The organism is Listeria sp. Marseille-Q6474, assembly GCF_946902005.1.
Lineage (GTDB): Bacteria > Bacillota > Bacilli > Lactobacillales > Listeriaceae > Listeria > Listeria innocua.
The window spans coordinates 167,116-184,192 of record NZ_CAMPPS010000001.1 but is presented as its reverse complement, the minus strand read 5'-3'; the positions used below and the strand labels follow the sequence as shown (position 1 = coordinate 184,192).

Here is a 17,077-nt window from a genome sequence, read left to right as displayed (position 1 = left end):
AAATCAATGAGAAATGGCGTTTACCCCTTCCGCTTCTTAGCTTTTACACTTATAATGGAAAAGGAAGAACGTTTAGAACAGATAAGGAGGCGCGAAATTCCCTATGCGTAAAATCCCCATTTTCACCCTTCTAGCAGCCATACTACTTTTTGGCGGTTATTACCTTTATCAACATGCTTCGTCAAAAGTAGATGTTACATTTAACTTTGTGGTGGATCAAAAAGATAAAAATAATACCGTCACCGGCAAAATTGATGGTGCTGGAAACAAATCAATTACTTTACCGCTTTCTAAGGAGAGTTGGGATACAGTAGAAAAAGGGAATCGCTACAATGTGGAAGCCACTTTTTATAATAAAAATAAAATCAGCTCCAGTGAAGCGAAGGAACTTAACGGCCCATTTTGGTCCAATGATTCCAATCAAGGATTATTAGTTAATAAAGTGCACGTCGAAAATATTCAAGAATTAAGTGATGATTTTTAAAAAAGAAGCTGAGCGCGGTCGCTCAGCTTCTTTTTTTAGTTAGTTTCTTTTTTCACTGTTTCTAGTTTTAATTCTGCTAATTGTGCTGCACTAACTTCACCTGGTGCGTTTGTTAGTGGATCTACTGCACTTCCTGTTTTAGGGAATGCGATAGTGTCGCGCAAGTTATTTCTACCGGCTAGAATCATTACAATACGGTCTAAACCAAGTGCAATTCCTCCGTGTGGCGGTGTACCATATTCTAAAGCCTCCATTAGGAAACCAAATTGCTCTTTCGCTGACTCGTCTGTGAAACCAAGCGCGCGGAACATCGATTCTTGTACTTCTTTTTTATAAATACGAAGCGAACCACCGCCAATTTCATAACCATTTAAAACAATATCATACGCTTCTGCCATTACTTTGGAAGAATCTGTTTCAAGAAGTGGAATATCTTCTTCTTTTGGTAAAGTGAATGGATGATGCGCCGATACATAACGCCCTGCTTCTTCGTCATACTCAAAGAGCGGCCAATCTGTTACCCAAAGGAAAGCAAGTTCATCTTCATTAATTAAATCTAAGTCTTTCCCTAGCTTATTACGAAGCGCTCCAAGTGATGCTGCAACTACATCCGCTTTATCTGCTGCAAATAGCAATAAATCGCCATCTTCAGCTTGAAGTGCTGCTTGTAGTTCTGCTGCTTTATCTTCCGGGAAAAATTTAGCAATTGGTCCTTTTAATTCACCAGCTTCTACTTTCAGCCAAGCTAGCCCTTTTGCCCCGTAATTAGCAACAAAAACGCCTAATGCATCTAAATCTTTACGAGAGAAATTAGCTGCGGCAGCTTTTGCATTAATCGCTTTTACTTCGCCACCGTTTTCAATAGCTGATTGGAATACTTTAAAATCAACATCTTTTACAACTTCTGAAACGTTTTGTAATTCTAAACCGAAACGAATATCTGGTTTATCGCTACCAAAACGGTCCATTGCTTCTTTATAAGTCATACGTGGGAATGGTTTTTCGATAGTAATGTTTTTCGCTTCTTTAACAACATCCACCAACATGTCTTCTGTAATCGCTTGAATCTCTTCTTTTGTTAAAAAGCTTGTTTCTAAATCGATTTGTGTGAATTCCGGTTGACGGTCACCGCGCAAATCTTCATCACGGAAACAACGTACGATTTGATAATATTTATCAAAACCGGCAGTCATTAATAACTGTTTCAAAATTTGTGGAGATTGTGGTAGCGCATAGAAATTACCTGGGTATACCCGACTTGGTACTAGATAATCACGCGCTCCTTCTGGTGTACTTTTTGTTAAGTAAGGTGTTTCAATATCAAAGAAACCAAGTGCATCTAGTTTGTTTCGGAAAGTTCTTGTTACCGTGTGACGCATTTTGAAAATATTGTTCATTTCCGGGCGACGTAAGTCTAAGTAGCGATATTTTAAGCGAAGTTCATCAGAAACATTTACGCCGTCTTCAATGTAAAATGGCGGTGTTTTGGAAGTATTTAAAATAGTAATTTCTTCTGCTAAAACTTCTACTTTACCTGTTGCTAACTTATCGTTAATTGCTTTTTCCCCGCGAGCATGAACTTTTCCTTTGATAGTAACAACAAATTCATTTCTAACGCTATCTGCAATTTCCAATGCTTCTTTTGAAAATTCAGGATTGAAAACCACTTGGACAATTCCTTCACGGTCGCGCAAATCAATGAAAATAAGTCCACCTAAGTCGCGACGCTTTTGCACCCAACCATGAAGGATAACACTTTGACCAATATGTGTTTCGTTTAATTCACCGCAGTAACTTGTACGTTTTTCCATTTTATTTCTCCTCCTTGGTGTTTGTTAGTTTTTCAATAATAGTTGTTTCCGAAACAGCTTCTTGTTCGCCTGTTTCCATATTTTTTAATTGATAATTACCTGTTTGTAACTCTTCTTCACCTAGAATTACGGTATATATTGCTTTTTTTCTATTAGCATCTTTTAATTGTGCTTTTAATTTTCGTTTTAAATAGTCTTTTTCTGCGCTAATTCCATTTTGTCTTAATTTATTTACAAGTGTCACTGCTTTTAATTCAGCTTCTGGCTGTGCAGTAATTACATATACTTCTAACGGTTTTGTTTCTGGAATATTGATTTCGGCTTTTTCTAAGGCAAGTAAAATTCGTTCTACGCCAATTCCAAAACCAATCCCTGGTGTATCAGGCCCACCGAATTCTTTTACTAAACCATGATATCTCCCGCCACCGCAAAGTGTTGTTTTCGCTCCAAAGCCTTCTTCTACACTCATAATTTCAAACGTTGTATGATTATAATAATCTAAACCACGAACCATTGTTGGATCAATTTCAAATGGAATTTCTAATGCAGTTAGGTATTTTTTAACATTTTCAAAATAAGCAACTGATTCTTCATTTAAGAAATCCAAAATAGATGGCGCTGATTGAATAAGCGGATTATCATGATCTTTTTTACAATCTAAAATGCGCAGTGGATTTTTGTGTAAACGCACCTGACATTCTGCACAAAATTCATCAATATGTGGTTCAAAATGTGCAACTAGTGCTTCTCGGTGTTTTAAACGACTTTCTTTATCACCAAGACTGTTAATGACTAGTTTAATATTAGTTAAACCAATTTTTCGGAAGAACTCCATTGCAAGCGAGATAACTTCTACATCAATGGAAGGATCATCACTACCAAGTGCTTCTATTCCCATTTGAGTAAATTGGCGTTGTCTTCCGCCTTGTGGACGTTCATAGCGGAACATTGGCTCATTGTAGTACATTTTAATAGGTTGGCTAACTTCGCCGTATAATTTATGTTCGACAAAAGCGCGCACGACCGAAGCAGTTCCCTCTGGTCTTAATGTAAGACTTCTGCCACCTTTATCTAGAAAAGTATACATTTCTTTAGATACGATGTCTGTTGAATCACCCACTCCTCGTTCAAATAACTCAGTGTGTTCAAAAATAGGCGTCCTAATTTCTTCGTATTGATAGTTTTCACAAACTTTTTTAAATGCTGATTCTAAAAAATGCCATTTACTAACTTCTTCTGGCAAAATATCTCGTGTCCCTCTTGGTAATTGCAAATCCATCACCATACCCCTCCTTAAAAATATAAAGAAAAACCCCCGTCACTTGTTATAAAAACAAGGGACGAGAGTTTATTTACACCCGTGGTACCACCCTAATTAGAACTATTAATAAGTCCTCACTTAAGTCAGTTAACGCCTGAATACGTTCTTGTTTACTGTTTTCAACAAGAAACCTCGAGAGTGTCTTTTCGGAAAATATGACTATCTTTATCCTTTCAGCCAAATGGGATAAATTCTCTGTATAGCATGGATTTTCTTACTTTTCTCTGTCGCTAGTTTTAAATATGAATTATTCTAAGATTACTAAAAACACACTGAAAAGTCAACATTTTGTCAGTTTTTTTATAAAAATCCACTTTCTAGTTCCATGAAAGCGCATTTTATGGTAACATTTTACTGTCAGATAAAAGTTTATGAGTATATGGGTGGTGTTAGCTTTAAATGAAGAATAAATTCATTTTTATCACCGTTGTCTCCATTTTATTGATTGCAGCAGGTATTTTTACAACAATTGCAATGGCGAATGCGAATTCCGTCATCGTAAAAGCAGAAGTCTTAAATGTCCGCAGCGGTCCTGGTTTAGCCTATGATGTAACAAGCCAAGCCAGAAAAAATGAAGTACTCCGGGTAGTTGGTGAAGAAAATCAATGGTACAAAGTTCAATTAGATAACGGAAATAGCGGCTGGGTTGCTAGCTGGTTAGTAGAAAATACAGATGTCAGCGCAGCAAGTAACAGTATTGCTATTGTCTCTTCTGATGGTGGACTCAATGTACGTGAAAAACCTAGTACTTCAAGCACATCACTTGGATTACTAAATAACGGTGATCAAGTAACCGTTACAAGCCAACAAAATGGTTGGGCGCAAATTCAGTATAACGGTAAAAGCGCATGGGTTAGTTCTCAGTACTTAACTATACGTGAATCCGTAACAAAAGTAGATGAAAGCGAACTTCAAACAGTAACGATTCGCGATGACTCCACAAACATAAGAAATAAACCAGGACGAGATGGCGCTGTTATTGAAAAAGCCAATTCTGGCCAAGGTTTCGCTATTCAAGGAGTTCAAGGTGACTGGTATAAAATTCGTACCACAAGCGGCGAAGAAGGTTATGTTGCTAACTGGGTAGTTGATGTGTCCGACAAAGGCCAAACTTCCAGCCCACGAAGTAAAACAACTAAATTATCCGAAGCGACCATTGTTATTGACCCCGGTCATGGCGGCAATGATCCAGGAGCAAAAGGCGCTAATGGTACTATAGAAAAAGAAATGACTTTAAAAACAGCTAAAAAACTGAAAGAAAAATTAGAATCAAGAGGCGCTAAAGTAATTTTAACGAGAAATAGTGATAAATATGTTTCCTTAAAATCTCGGACTAATGTAGCAGCAGAAAATAAAGCAGACGTCTTTATTAGTATTCATTTTGATAGCTTAGAAGATAGTAGCAAAGGTGTTAGCGGACAAACTACTTATTATTATGATAATAGTGATAAATCGCTCGCTGAAAGTATAAATACTACGCTTGGAAATGATCTCCCTACTACTAACCGCGGCTCAAGAGTTGGCGATTATTATGTAGTAAGAGAAAATTCTCAACCAGCTGTCCTTCTAGAACTTGGTTACTTGAGTTCTGCAAAAGACGAACGAAACATTAATTCGGCATCTTATAGAAGCCAAATTGCTGATTCAGTAACTGATGGATTATCAAATTATTTTTCTAACTAAAAAAAGCAATCATTCCAGTGATGAAATATCACTAGAATGATTGCTTTTTTATTTTCGCATTTCTTCAGAATCAAGCATAATAGTAACTGGGCCATTATTGACAATTTTCACGTCCATAAATGCACCAAACACACCAGTTTCAACTATAAATCCTGCATCGGAAAGTTTGTTATTAAATAAATTGTACAACCCTTCCGCCTTTTCTCCTGGAGCAGATTTTGTAAAGCTTGGGCGTTTGCCTCTACTAACATCCGCATATAAGGTGAATTGTGAAACGCTGAGAATCGCTCCACCGCGTTCAGCTAAAGAAATATTCATTTTCTCTGATTCATCCTCAAAAACTCGTAACCCAATAATTTTTTTTGCCATGTATTCTACTGTTTCTTCAGTATCACTATGAGTAAACCCAACTAATAGACATAGACCTCCAGCAATTTCACTAATAATTTCCCCTTCAACACGGACGGAAGCTTCATAACATCTTTGTAGTAGCACACGCACTTCTTTTCCACTCCTTTAATTCATTAATCTTCTAACTGTATAAACATCTGGAATTTGTTTTATCTTATCCACAACTCGCTGTAAGTGATTAATATTATGAATTTGTAGTGTGACAACGAGGGTTGCCATTTTATTATTGTCTACTTTGGCATTGACTCCATTAATATTGGACGTCAAGCTATTAATAACTTGAAGAATATCATTTAGCAAGCCGTTACGATTATAACCATAAATTTCAATATCAACATTATAGTCATTTTTTGCTTGCGAATCTGTATCTTCCCAGTCTACTTCTATTAAACGTTCTGGTTCAATCGCTTGGACGTTCGGGCAGTCTTGGCGGTGAATGGAAATACCACGACCTTTTGTAATATAACCTACAATATCATCACCAGGCACTGGATTACAGCATCTAGAAAGACGAATTAATAAGTTTCCTACCCCTTGAACTACGACACCGGCATTATGTTTAATCTTCAGCTTCTCGTTATTAGCATCTGAATTAGACGGTTTATTTTCTGCTTGTGTTAATAGTTTTTCCGTTTCAGCTTCAAGTTCCCGCTCTTTCCGCAGTTTCTCTGTTAAGCGATTAGCAACCTGTAAAGCAGTAATGCCATTATAACCAACCGCTGCAAAAAGATCATCTTCATGAGAAAAGTTCAACTTATCAGCTAACTTGCGAAGATTTTCAGTCACCATGATTTTTTTCGGTTCAAATCCAAGCTGTCGAATTTCTTTTTCAACTAAATCGCGGCCTTTTTCAACATTTTCTTCTTTTGCTTGTCGTTTGAAAAATTGCTTGATTTTGTTGCGGGCTTGTGAAGTTTGAACTAATTTTAACCAGTCACGGCTTGGTCCATAAGAATGTTTGGATGTTAAAATATCAATAATATCGCCTGTTTTTAATTTATAATCTAGTGTGACAATTTTTCCGTTGATTTTTGCACCGATTGTTTTGTTTCCAATTTCGGTATGGACACGATAAGCAAAATCAAGTGGAACTGAGCCATTTGGTAATTCGTATACATCTCCTTTTGGTGTGAAGACATAAACAACATCAGAAAATAAATCAAGTTTTAAGCTTTCCATGAACTCTTCCGCATTATCCGACTCATTTTGATATTCCAAAATTTCACGGAACCAAGTAAGCTTGTTATCAAAAGAAGTTTTTGAATTAACGACTTTACCTTCTTTATAAGCCCAGTGAGCAGCGACCCCATATTCAGCGATTTGGTGCATTTCATGGGTTCTGATTTGCACTTCGAGTGGTTCGCCCTGTGGTCCAATAACCGTCGTATGAATGGATTGATACATATTAGATTTAGGCATTGCAATATAGTCTTTAAAACGACCTGGCATCGGTTTCCAGCGCGTATGAATAATCCCAAGCACAGCATAACAATCTTTAATACTACTAACAACAATACGGACTGCAAGCAAATCATAAATTTCGTTAAATTGCTTATTTTGCTCCGACATTTTCCGGTAAATAGAATAGATATGTTTCGGTCTTCCAGAAATATCAGCTTGAATATTTAATTCGTCCAGGTTTTCATTTACCCCGTCTATAACATCATGCAAATAGCGCTCTCTAGCATCTCTTTTTTGCTTCATTAAATGGACAATACGGTAATATTGTTGTGGATTTAAATAACGTAACGCGGTGTCTTCTAATTCCCATTTAACTCGTGAAATCCCTAAACGATGCGCTAGTGGAGCGAATATTTCTAAGGTTTCATTCGCAATTCTACGTTGCTTCTCGACTGGTAAATGTTTTAAGGTACGCATATTGTGTAATCGATCGGCAAGTTTTATTAAAATGACACGAATATCTTGCGCCATTGCAATAAACATTTTCCGGTGGTTTTCAGCTTGTTGCTCTTCATGCGATTTATATTTAATTTTACCTAGTTTTGTAACGCCATCCACTAGCATGGCAACTTCCTCGCCAAAAACTTCTTCTAAATCAGCTAGTGTAACGGGTGTATCTTCTACGACATCATGTAGAAACCCTGAAGCAACAGTCGATGGATCCATTTTCAGTTCTACTAAAATACCAGCGACTTGAATTGGATGAATAATATACGGCTCACCTGATTTACGAAATTGTTCTTTATGAGAATCGCGCGCAAATTCATACGCTTTTTTTACAAGCGCAAGATGTTCCTGATTCATATAATGAGAAGCCATATCGATGACTTGCTCAGCTGTCAGATTTTGTTCTTTCGCCATTTACATTCACCCTCTTATTTCTTTGTCATATATCCAACTTAAAAACACCCAATAACTGAGTGTTCCTAAAAAGATTCTTGTATAATATTATAGCATGACGCTTGTTTGTTTATAAAGCACTTTTCCTTGTTTTTCCACATTTTCTAGTGGTTTAGAGATTTTTATGAAAAAAACTACTCCTAAAATATCAGGAGTAGTTCGTTTTTTATAATTTCATCAGGATTAAACGATCGTAACCATTTAATTTTTTATGTCCTTCTAATTCTTTTAGTTCGATTAGGAAAGCACAGCCAGCAACAATACCACCTAGTTCTTCTACTAGTTTGATTGTAGCTTCAATTGTTCCACCAGTTGCTAGTAAATCATCTGTGATTAAAACGCGTTGACCGGGTTTGATGGCATCACTATGCATGGATAATTTATTTGTTCCATATTCTAAATCATATTCCATTTCAACCGTTTCACGTGGAAGTTTACCTGGTTTACGAACTGGAGCAAAACCTATTCCAAGCGCATAAGCCACAGGACAACCAATAATAAAGCCACGTGCTTCCGGTCCTACAATAATATCGATTTTTAATTCTTTTGCATATTCCACGATTTTATCCGTAGCAAAACGATATGCTTCGCCGTCATTCATAAGTGGCGTAATGTCCTTAAAAACAATACCTTTTTTCGGCCAATCGTTCACAATCGCTACGTAATCTTGTAAATCTTTAATTTCCATTTTCTAGTTCCTCCGCATTCGGGTAAATTGATGTTTCCATCATTGATTTCATCCAACTATGAAGTTCAGTATAATTGGAGTATAACAGTTTTTTTCTAGTAGTTATTTCTTCTACCTTTTGTTGATAAACTATGGATTCGTCCAAATTACGTTTTTCAACAACTTGGTTAATAATAATCTGACCACTATCCATTTTAGCAAATTCTAAATCAAAAAACACCTTTGACATGAAATCTATTTGTTCTTTGTTCCAGCCAAACTTTTGTATAAGCCTAGGAGTGTATTTTTCGATTGGAAATGGTTGGAATTTTTTTATTAAGCTATATAGTTCAGCAAATGCTCCCCGATCAGGTATTGCTGGGATTTGATTACCTTCAGAAGCATCAAAATGAACAAAGATTCGCTCTGGTTTTGTTTCGCGTACAATTTCTTCTATTAGCTCTACTTTCGCCGGCATATCAGCAAAAACTAATTCCTCAGTTTGAAAATCTGCTGTAAAACCTTTCGTTTCATCGACTAATATATATTTTTGGTCCGCGAGGGTTGTAACTGTTCTTTCTTCAAAGCAAACAAAAAGTCGCTGCTCATTTCGTTCTTGTAAAATTCTAGACCATTCGGCTTTATTCCGCACATCAAAAAGTTGCCAGTGCGGGATGTGAATATCCATCATTCGAAGTTGTGGCTTTTTAATATTATTCCACTCATTAATAGACAGCTCGCCGACAACATCTACTGCCGCATGAGGGGATATTTTCTCCACTAAATCTCCTACACCAAAACCAATAGCATCTAATGTTACATCACTATCTTCATTTGCAAGCATCGTTTTTAAATGGGTTTTATCTGCTCCAATTCTTTTTGTTCCTTTTAATTTCATCTCTTCTAAAAGGAAAATTGGTTTTGGATTATCCATTCCAAACGGCGCTAATTTTTCTAATTGCGCTATAAAAGAAACGGAAATATCTGCAAGGTTTATTTTTTCTTCTATTTTCAAAGCAGGTCGAAAATCTTCATCGGAAAGGTGACTAGCTTCTTCTTGTAGCTTGTTATCAAGTTCAGCTAAGTTTTCTGCTGGTAAAGTAAGTCCCGCAGCCATTGGATGGCCACCGAAAGCTGTCATTAATGAACGATGCTTATCTAACGCTTGATACAAGTGAAAAGCTTCTACACTACGTCCTGATCCTTTTGCTACACCAGTCACTGGATCAATGCCAAGTACGATAGCCGGTCGAGAATAAACGCTAACTAATTTTGAAGCGACAATCCCTAAAATACCAGTATTCCAGCCTTCTCCGGAGACAACAATGATATTTCCAAGCGATTCTTTTGCCTCGATTGCAGCCATCGCTAATTTCGTCACATCTACAACCACTTGTTTCCGTTCTTTATTAGCATCATCAATCTCTTCCGCTAAGAAAAGTGCTTCTTCTGGATCCTCGGTTAAAAGTAAATCCGCGGCAGGATCAGCAGGACCAAGCCGGCCGACAGCATTAAGTCGTGGCGCAAGTCCAAATCCGATTGTTTCTTCTGTAGCTTCTTCTAATTTCAAACTTGCTTTTTTCGCTAAAACAGCAAGACCTAAGTTAGCATTTTCACGTAATTGGCGTAACCCTAATTGAACTAAAAGTCGGTTTTCATCCGTTAAAGAAACTAAATCCGCTACTGTCCCAACTGCTACTAGATCCAGTAATTCTTTCGGTTCCTCACCAAGAAGGGCATGAGATAATTTATAAGCAACACCGACTCCGGCAAGTTCATCAAATGGATACGCAGATTTAGGATGCTTTGGATGAATTACTGCAATAGCATCTGGCATGACTTCACGCGGTTCATGGTGATCCGTAACAATGACATCTAGCCCGATTTCTTTCGCATGCGTCATCACTTCTAGTGCGGCAATTCCATTATCCACCGTAATGATGAGATCAACACCTTGGTTTTTCGCCATATCAAATGCTGCAATATTTGGTCCATATCCTTCTGTAAAACGATTTGGAATATAAAATTCGGCATTTGCTCCTAAATGTCGTAATGTCTTCATTAAAACAGCAATACTTGTCACACCATCAGCATCATAATCTCCGTAGACTAAAATCTGCTCATTTAAGTCAATTGCCTGTTTAATTCGAGCAACAGCAAGGTCCATTTCTGCAAGTAAAAATGGGTCGTAACTTTCATATTTCTCTGGGTGGAAAAATTTATCGAATTGTCCTTGCGTTGTAATTTTTCTTTTCCAAAGTAATTTTGCAAGTGGAAGCGAGATTTTTAATTGTTCGGCTAGTTGGCTAGCTTTCTCGTCGCTTGCTTCCTCGATATTCCATAAGTATTTTGAATGAATCACTTTACCCCACCTCTCAACCTTCCTATTATATCTAAAATTACTAGAAAAACCAAGAGGAATCTTCCAAACAAAAACGCTAACTAAGTATGTTAGCGTCTTCTTTATTATTTAATTGGCTCTACTGTATTTTCAGTATCGCGTTTTTCTACATTAGATGAATGTGTTTTCATCGATTTTGCAGCTGCTAATTGACGTTCTAGCTCTGTTTTTTCAGCAGTTAATTGTTTTACTCTTTTCTTCATGCCACGTGATTTGGCAATGTTTAAGAAAAAGATAATTAAACAACCAACTAGTACAGAACCTATAATAATTAAAATTAACGGCCACTCAGCTTGAGCAAATAAAAAGTTGACTTCAACTGGGTCTACATTAATAACTGCAAATATCGCAATAATAAGTGCTAGAATAATCCCCACAATCACTTGCCATTGAACTTTGTTTTCTTTCATCCTCTCTCTCCTCCTCGCAACAATTATCTTATTATTTACCCGTTTCAAGCCTATTAAAAACAGCCGAACTTCATTTTATGAAATTCGGCTGTTTTTTTAAACTACAGGTTGTCCATTATTACGTGGTTTTTTCTTTTTAACCGTACTAATCGGACCTTTTTTACGTAACTGTCTTGCTTTAAATACGTACCATAATTGCATGGCCATGAAGATGGATGAGAATACACTTGAAACCAATCCAACTAGTAAAGCAATGGAGAAGTTAAGAATTGATTCACTACCAAATAATACAAGTGCAAGTACAGTAAAGATAACTGTTAGAATTGTATTAATGGAACGAGTGAATGTTTGACGTAATGCTTTATTAACAGCATCTGCAATCTCTTCTTTTGTTTTAAAGCGTTGCATCTTCATGCTAATATCTCGTATCCGGTCGGCGGTGACTATCGTATCATTTATGGAATAACCGATAACCGTCAGAACCGCTGCAATAAATGTTAAGTCAACCTCAAGTCTTGTAACACTAAAGAAGATGAAGATAATAAAGGCGTCGAATAGCAGTGAAAGTATCGCTGCAATCCCCATATAGAATTCAAATCGAACAGCGATATATAACACGATTAAGACAGAAGCCACACCAAGGGCCCAGAAGCCATTTTTAGCAAGTTCTTTCCCAACTGTCGGGGAAACTGTACTAATGCTTGGTTCGTGCTTATACTTATCTTCAAAGTAATCTTTAAATTTAGCTACATCATTTTGTGATAAGGTTCCTTTGTAAGACACAACAGCTGTTTTCGATCCTGAGCCTTGGAACACAATATCATTCGATGGCATATCAATCGCATCTAAATCTTTCTTAATTTGCGTCTCAGTCAATGTTTGATTAGCTGTAACTTCTGCTCGAGTCCCGCTGGCAAAGTCAATCCCAAGATTTAATTTAAAGATGGATAGTATAACAATACCAACGATAACTATTGCAGCAAATATAGATAAAAATAGACGGTGATGTTTTACAAAGTCATAACGATCAAAGTGCGTTTTTAAGCTAAAGCTGTTAATACCTTCATGTAAGTTATGAATATCTTTTCGTTTAACTGCAAAGAAACCTGGTTTGTTGTTAAGCCAATTGCTTTTCACGAGTAATCCTAGTAAGAATCTTGAACCCCAAACAGCTGTTAGGAAGCTGACTAGAATACTAATGATTAGAACTGTAGCAAACCCTTTGATAGAGCTTGTACCGAAGTAGAAAAGAACTGCAGCAACAATCAGTGTCGTTAAGTTACCATCTAAAATCGCACGGAATGCTTCTTTTCCACCGACTTCAAATGCTGCTTTTGTCGACCTTCCGACCTTGATTTCTTCTTTTATTCGCTCGTATGTTATAACGTTTGCGTCAACAGCCATACCTATACCCAGAATCAAACCTGCAATCCCTGGTAAAGTAAGTGTGGCATTGAGTAAGCTTAGTATTAATAGAACTAAATAAGTGTAAGCAACTAATGTAATAGATGCGATAACACCCGGTAGACGGTAAACAGCCATCATGAAAATAAAGATAGCCATAACGCCGATAATACCAGCTAAAATAGTTTCTTGTAATGCATCTTGACCAAACTGTGCGCCAACAGATGTAGAGTAAACTTCAGTCATTTTTACAGGAAGTGCGCCAGAGTTTAACAATTCAGCTAAATCTTTTGCTTCTTCGGTTGTAAAGCTTCCGGAAATTTCTACTTTATCTGTATCAAGAACACTACTTACATTTGGTGCAGATAAGTAAGCTGGATTTTTCTTTTCACGTTCTGTTTTGTATTTTTGTCCTTCTTTCCAGTCTAACCAAATAACTAATTGATTGTCAGGTGCTTCTGCTAGAATAGTTTTTGTTACGCTAGCAAATTTATCTGCGCTTTTTAGTTTTAAAGTAACGATCGGATTATTGCTAGCATCGAAAGCTTGTTTAGCGCCACCTGCAACCAAGTCACTACCATTCATCATCATTTTGTCATTTGCATCTCTAAATGATAACTGGGCAGTAGTTGATAACATTTTTCGTGCTTCTGCTTGGTCAGTTACACCAGCAAGTTGGACACGGATGCGGTTATTTCCTTCGATTTGAATACTTGGTTCCGCAACACCTAATGAATTGACCCGTTTATCAAGTGAAGTAACTGTATCTGTTAATGTTTGCTTAGAAACAGTTCCTTTACCATCAGCTGGAGACACTTCATATAGAACTTCAAATCCCCCTTGAAGATCTAAGCCAAGATTAATATTTTGCATAACCATTTTCGCGGTACCAAATACAGCACCGAAGATAATTGCAACTACTAGAAAGAAAATAACTATCTTACTCTTTTTTACCATTTCTGTTTCGTTCCTCCCTCATCTAAACCATAACAAATCCCAGTCTAACAACTAATACTTAATGAATTTATGTACTATAACTTACTATTTAAGTATTCGTCAGCAGGCTGTTAATCTTCCACATTTGGTTGAAGCGAATTTTCCGCTTGAGCAACATGGTTATTAGATTCTTGTTCAGCTGTTGTCATAATAAACTGCATTAATTGTCCAATTTTCATTTGCATGACATCATTTATTCTTTCATGCAATGCTGGGGCTGGGTTATTCTTCCACTTTTCCTCTGTTAAAAACGCCCAAATGTGACTAGCCTTGATTTCTCGGTAGCCTAGAATATGAAAATCTTCCACTTTAATTAAAATAGCTGGTTCTAAATCCTCATACCAAGCCGAAAATGTATCCGTCATCAAGTCATCCCCTTTCTTAAACAATAAGCATATTCCCATTTTATCTAAAAAAAGCTTAAATGGAAAGTATAAGCTCTATTTTTATGTTTAAAAAATGCCACTCCACCGTTTAAAGGGAAATGGCATTTTTATTTCAAGTATTATTTGTTGTCTTCTACAACTTCAGTGTCATCAGAAGTTGTTTCTGCTACAACTGGATTAGAAACTGTATTACCTTTTTCAAGTACAGTTCTGATTGCATTACGGTCAAAAGTTAATTTGCTGTTTCCGCATTTCAAAATGACTGTGCCATCTTCAATTGCTTCAACAATACCGTGAAGTCCACCAATAGTAATAATTTTATCACCTTTTGCTAAACTACTTTGCATATTTTGTACTTCTTTTTGACGTTTTTGTTGAGGTCTGATTAGTAAGAAATAGAACAAAACGATCATCAAGATAATTGGTATAAATGTTACGATACCGCCACCCATATTTTCCAACTCCTTTCGATACTTTATATATATTTAGAAATTTTTTGCATCAGGACGATTGAATCCATATTGCTCAAAAAATTCTTCCCTAAAATCAGCAAGACGATCTTCCATAATAGCGCCACGGACTTGCTTCATTAAGTTTAACAGAAAATGAAGATTATGATAAGTTGTAAGTCTAATTCCAAATGTTTCTTCACAACGAATCAAGTGTCTAATGTATGCACGTGAGTAATTTTTACATGTATAACAATCACAATTTTCATCGATAGGACGGAAATCATGTGTGAACTTAGCGTTTTTAATAACTAAGCGACCACTAGATGTCATACAAGTACCATTTCGTGCAATACGTGTGGGAAGAACACAGTCAAACATGTCCACTCCTCGAATTACGCCATCAATTAATGAGTCAGGCGAACCTACGCCCATTAGATAACGTGGTTTATTAGCTGGTAGTAGTGGTGTAGTGTGTTCCAAAACGCGATTCATCACGTCTTTTGGTTCACCAACAGACAATCCACCAATGGAGTATCCAGGGAAGTCTAGAGATACTAAATCTTTAGCACTTTGAGCGCGTAAGTCTTCGTAAGCTCCACCTTGGACGATACCAAATAAACCTTGGTCTTCTGGTCTCTCGTGTGCTTTTAAGCCACGTTCAGCCCAGCGTGATGTTCTTTCAACTGATTTTTTCATATATTCATGAGACGCTGGATACGGCGGACATTCATCAAAGCTCATCATAATGTCCGATCCAAGCGCATTTTGAATTTGGATTGCTTTTTCTGGTGATAAGAAAAGTTTATCTCCGTTTAAATGGTTGCGGAAATGAACGCCCTCTTCTTTAATATCACGCATTTTACTCAAACTAAACACCTGAAAACCGCCTGAATCCGTTAAGATTGGTTGGTCCCAGTTCATAAACTTATGTAGCCCGCCCGCTTCTCGAATTAATTCTTCTCCGGGACGTAACCATAAATGATAGGTGTTACTTAAAATAATACCTGCGCCCATCGCTTTTAATTCTTCGGGCGACATTGTTTTCACCGTTGCAAGTGTTCCAACTGGCATAAACATGGGTGTATCAAATGTGCCGTGTGGTGTATGAATTTTACCAAGACGAGCACCTGTTTGTTTATCTGTTTTTATTAGTTCATAACGAATGGCAGACATGTGTTACCTCTTTCTAATTTACTCTATTCACTAGCATAACGAAAATTACCGATGAAAACAAGCTTTTCTGTTATTTTTTTCGCAAATTAATGAATAAACATTGCATCGCCAAAACTAAAGAAGCGATATTGTTGTTCTACCGCATGGTTATAAGCTGCTAATATTTTAGTGCGATCAGATAAAGCGGATACAAGCATAATCAATGTCGATTTTGGTAAATGGAAATTAGTAATTAACGCATCTACTGCCTGGAATTCATATCCTGGAGAAATGAAAATATCTGTCCAACCTGATTCTGCAATTAGTTTTCCATCATGACGACTCGCAATCGTTTCTAAAGTACGAATGGAAGTTGTTCCGACCGCAACCACTTTTCCACCAGCCGATTTGATTTTATTAATCCGATCAGCAGATTCTTCGGTTAAACGATAAAATTCAGAATGCATTTTGTGGTTTTGAGTATCTTCCACGTCTACTGGGCGGAATGTACCAAGACCAACATGCAGAGTTACAAATATTATTTCTACACCTTTGGCACTAATTTGTGCTAATAACTCTTCGGTGAAATGAAGTCCGGCAGTTGGCGCTGCTGCAGAACCATTTTCTTTCGCGTAAACTGTTTGATAACGATCTTGATCTGCAAGTTGCTCTTTAATGTATGGAGGCAGTGGCATTTCACCAAGTTGCTCCAATACTTCATAAAAAATACCTTCATAAGAAAATTCAAGAATTCGGCCACCGTGCTCAAGTTCTTCTAAACAAGTAGCTTTTAACGCCCCATCCCCAAAGGTAATAGTAGCGCCTTTACGAATTCTTTTTGCAGGTTTTACTAAAGTTTCCCAAGCATTGCCTTCTTTTTGTTTTAAAAGTAATACTTCAATATGAGCGCCAGTTTCATCTTTAATTCCATGAAGCCTAGCTGGAAGAACACGCGTATCGTTTAATACTAGTGCATCTCCTTTATTTAAATAACTAATTATATCAGTAAAATGTTGATCTTTTATCTCACCTGATTCTTTATCAAGTACCATTAGTCGGCTTGAAGTCCGGTCAAGTAATGGGGTTTGCGCAATTAATTCTTCTGGTAAATCAAAATCGAAATCTTCTACTTTCATTC

Annotated in this window: 14 protein-coding genes and 1 other annotated feature; of the genes, 2 read left to right on the top strand and 12 right to left on the bottom strand. The window is 36.9% G+C overall.

The annotated features are described in order from the left end of the window. Positions 1-103 precede the first annotated feature (103 nt). Positions 104-484 carry a hypothetical protein gene (locus OC533_RS00880; RefSeq protein WP_112119884.1) on the top strand — a complete coding sequence of 127 codons (381 nt, stop codon included), beginning with the start codon at positions 104-106 and terminating at the stop codon, positions 482-484. A gap of 35 nt (positions 485-519) precedes the next feature. Here the strand turns inward: OC533_RS00880 and aspS are convergent, their stop codons facing one another. After that, a complete protein-coding gene (gene aspS / locus OC533_RS00875; protein WP_185625312.1) occupies positions 520-2,295 on the bottom strand; it encodes an aspartate--tRNA ligase in 1,776 nt (591 codons plus the stop codon). Between the two features lies 1 nt (position 2,296). Continuing rightward, on the bottom strand, positions 2,297-3,574 hold the full coding sequence (hisS, locus tag OC533_RS00870; protein WP_033838177.1) for a histidine--tRNA ligase: 1,278 nt from the start codon (positions 3,572-3,574) through the stop codon (positions 2,297-2,299). A gap of 54 nt (positions 3,575-3,628) precedes the next feature. Continuing rightward, positions 3,629-3,856, bottom strand: a binding site (T-box leader). A gap of 159 nt (positions 3,857-4,015) precedes the next feature. Here hisS and OC533_RS00865 point away from each other — a divergent pair. Further along, a complete protein-coding gene (locus OC533_RS00865; protein ID WP_045553064.1) occupies positions 4,016-5,299 on the top strand; it encodes an N-acetylmuramoyl-L-alanine amidase in 1,284 nt (427 codons plus the stop codon). A 48-nt stretch (positions 5,300-5,347) separates the two neighbouring features. Here the strand turns inward: OC533_RS00865 and dtd are convergent, their stop codons facing one another. The 10 genes from dtd to queA form a co-directional block, all read right to left on the bottom strand. Then, positions 5,348-5,800 carry a D-aminoacyl-tRNA deacylase gene (dtd, locus tag OC533_RS00860; protein WP_003762386.1) on the bottom strand — a complete coding sequence of 151 codons (453 nt, stop codon included), beginning with the start codon at positions 5,798-5,800 and terminating at the stop codon, positions 5,348-5,350. A 15-nt stretch (positions 5,801-5,815) separates the two neighbouring features. After that, entirely contained in the window at positions 5,816-8,032 is a 2,217-nt protein-coding gene (locus tag OC533_RS00855; RefSeq protein ID WP_003762388.1) for a RelA/SpoT family protein, read from the bottom strand. Between the two features lie 205 nt (positions 8,033-8,237). Next, a complete protein-coding gene (locus OC533_RS00850; protein WP_185561347.1) occupies positions 8,238-8,759 on the bottom strand; it encodes an adenine phosphoribosyltransferase in 522 nt (173 codons plus the stop codon). After that, complete coding sequence (recJ, locus tag OC533_RS00845) at positions 8,749-11,100, bottom strand: single-stranded-DNA-specific exonuclease RecJ (protein ID WP_194323465.1); 2,352 nt, start codon at positions 11,098-11,100, stop codon at positions 8,749-8,751. Before recJ ends, OC533_RS00850 begins: the two co-directional genes overlap by 11 nt. 104 nt (positions 11,101-11,204) lie before the next feature. After that, positions 11,205-11,549, bottom strand: a complete 345-nt coding sequence (locus tag OC533_RS00840) for a lipopolysaccharide assembly LapA domain-containing protein (protein ID WP_003771938.1) — start codon at positions 11,547-11,549, stop codon at positions 11,205-11,207. Positions 11,550-11,645: 96 nt separating this feature from the next. Next, the gene (gene secDF / locus OC533_RS00835; protein ID WP_010991594.1) at positions 11,646-13,910 is read right to left on the bottom strand and encodes a protein translocase subunit SecDF; all 2,265 of its coding nucleotides are present in this window, start codon (positions 13,908-13,910) and stop codon (positions 11,646-11,648) included. 110 nt (positions 13,911-14,020) lie between these two features. After that, entirely contained in the window at positions 14,021-14,314 is a 294-nt protein-coding gene (locus OC533_RS00830) for a post-transcriptional regulator (protein ID WP_003762397.1), read from the bottom strand. Positions 14,315-14,454: 140 nt separating this feature from the next. Continuing rightward, positions 14,455-14,787: a preprotein translocase subunit YajC gene (gene yajC / locus OC533_RS00825; RefSeq protein ID WP_003771945.1), complete on the bottom strand. Its 333-nt coding sequence runs from the start codon at positions 14,785-14,787 to the stop codon at positions 14,455-14,457. A gap of 33 nt (positions 14,788-14,820) precedes the next feature. Continuing rightward, positions 14,821-15,960, bottom strand: a complete 1,140-nt coding sequence (gene tgt / locus OC533_RS00820) for a tRNA guanosine(34) transglycosylase Tgt (protein ID WP_003762399.1) — start codon at positions 15,958-15,960, stop codon at positions 14,821-14,823. 86 nt (positions 15,961-16,046) lie between these two features. After that, positions 16,047-17,075, bottom strand: coding sequence for a tRNA preQ1(34) S-adenosylmethionine ribosyltransferase-isomerase QueA (gene queA / locus OC533_RS00815; protein WP_003762400.1), 1,029 nt, complete (start codon positions 17,073-17,075; stop codon positions 16,047-16,049). Between the last annotated feature and the right edge of the window lie 2 nt (positions 17,076-17,077).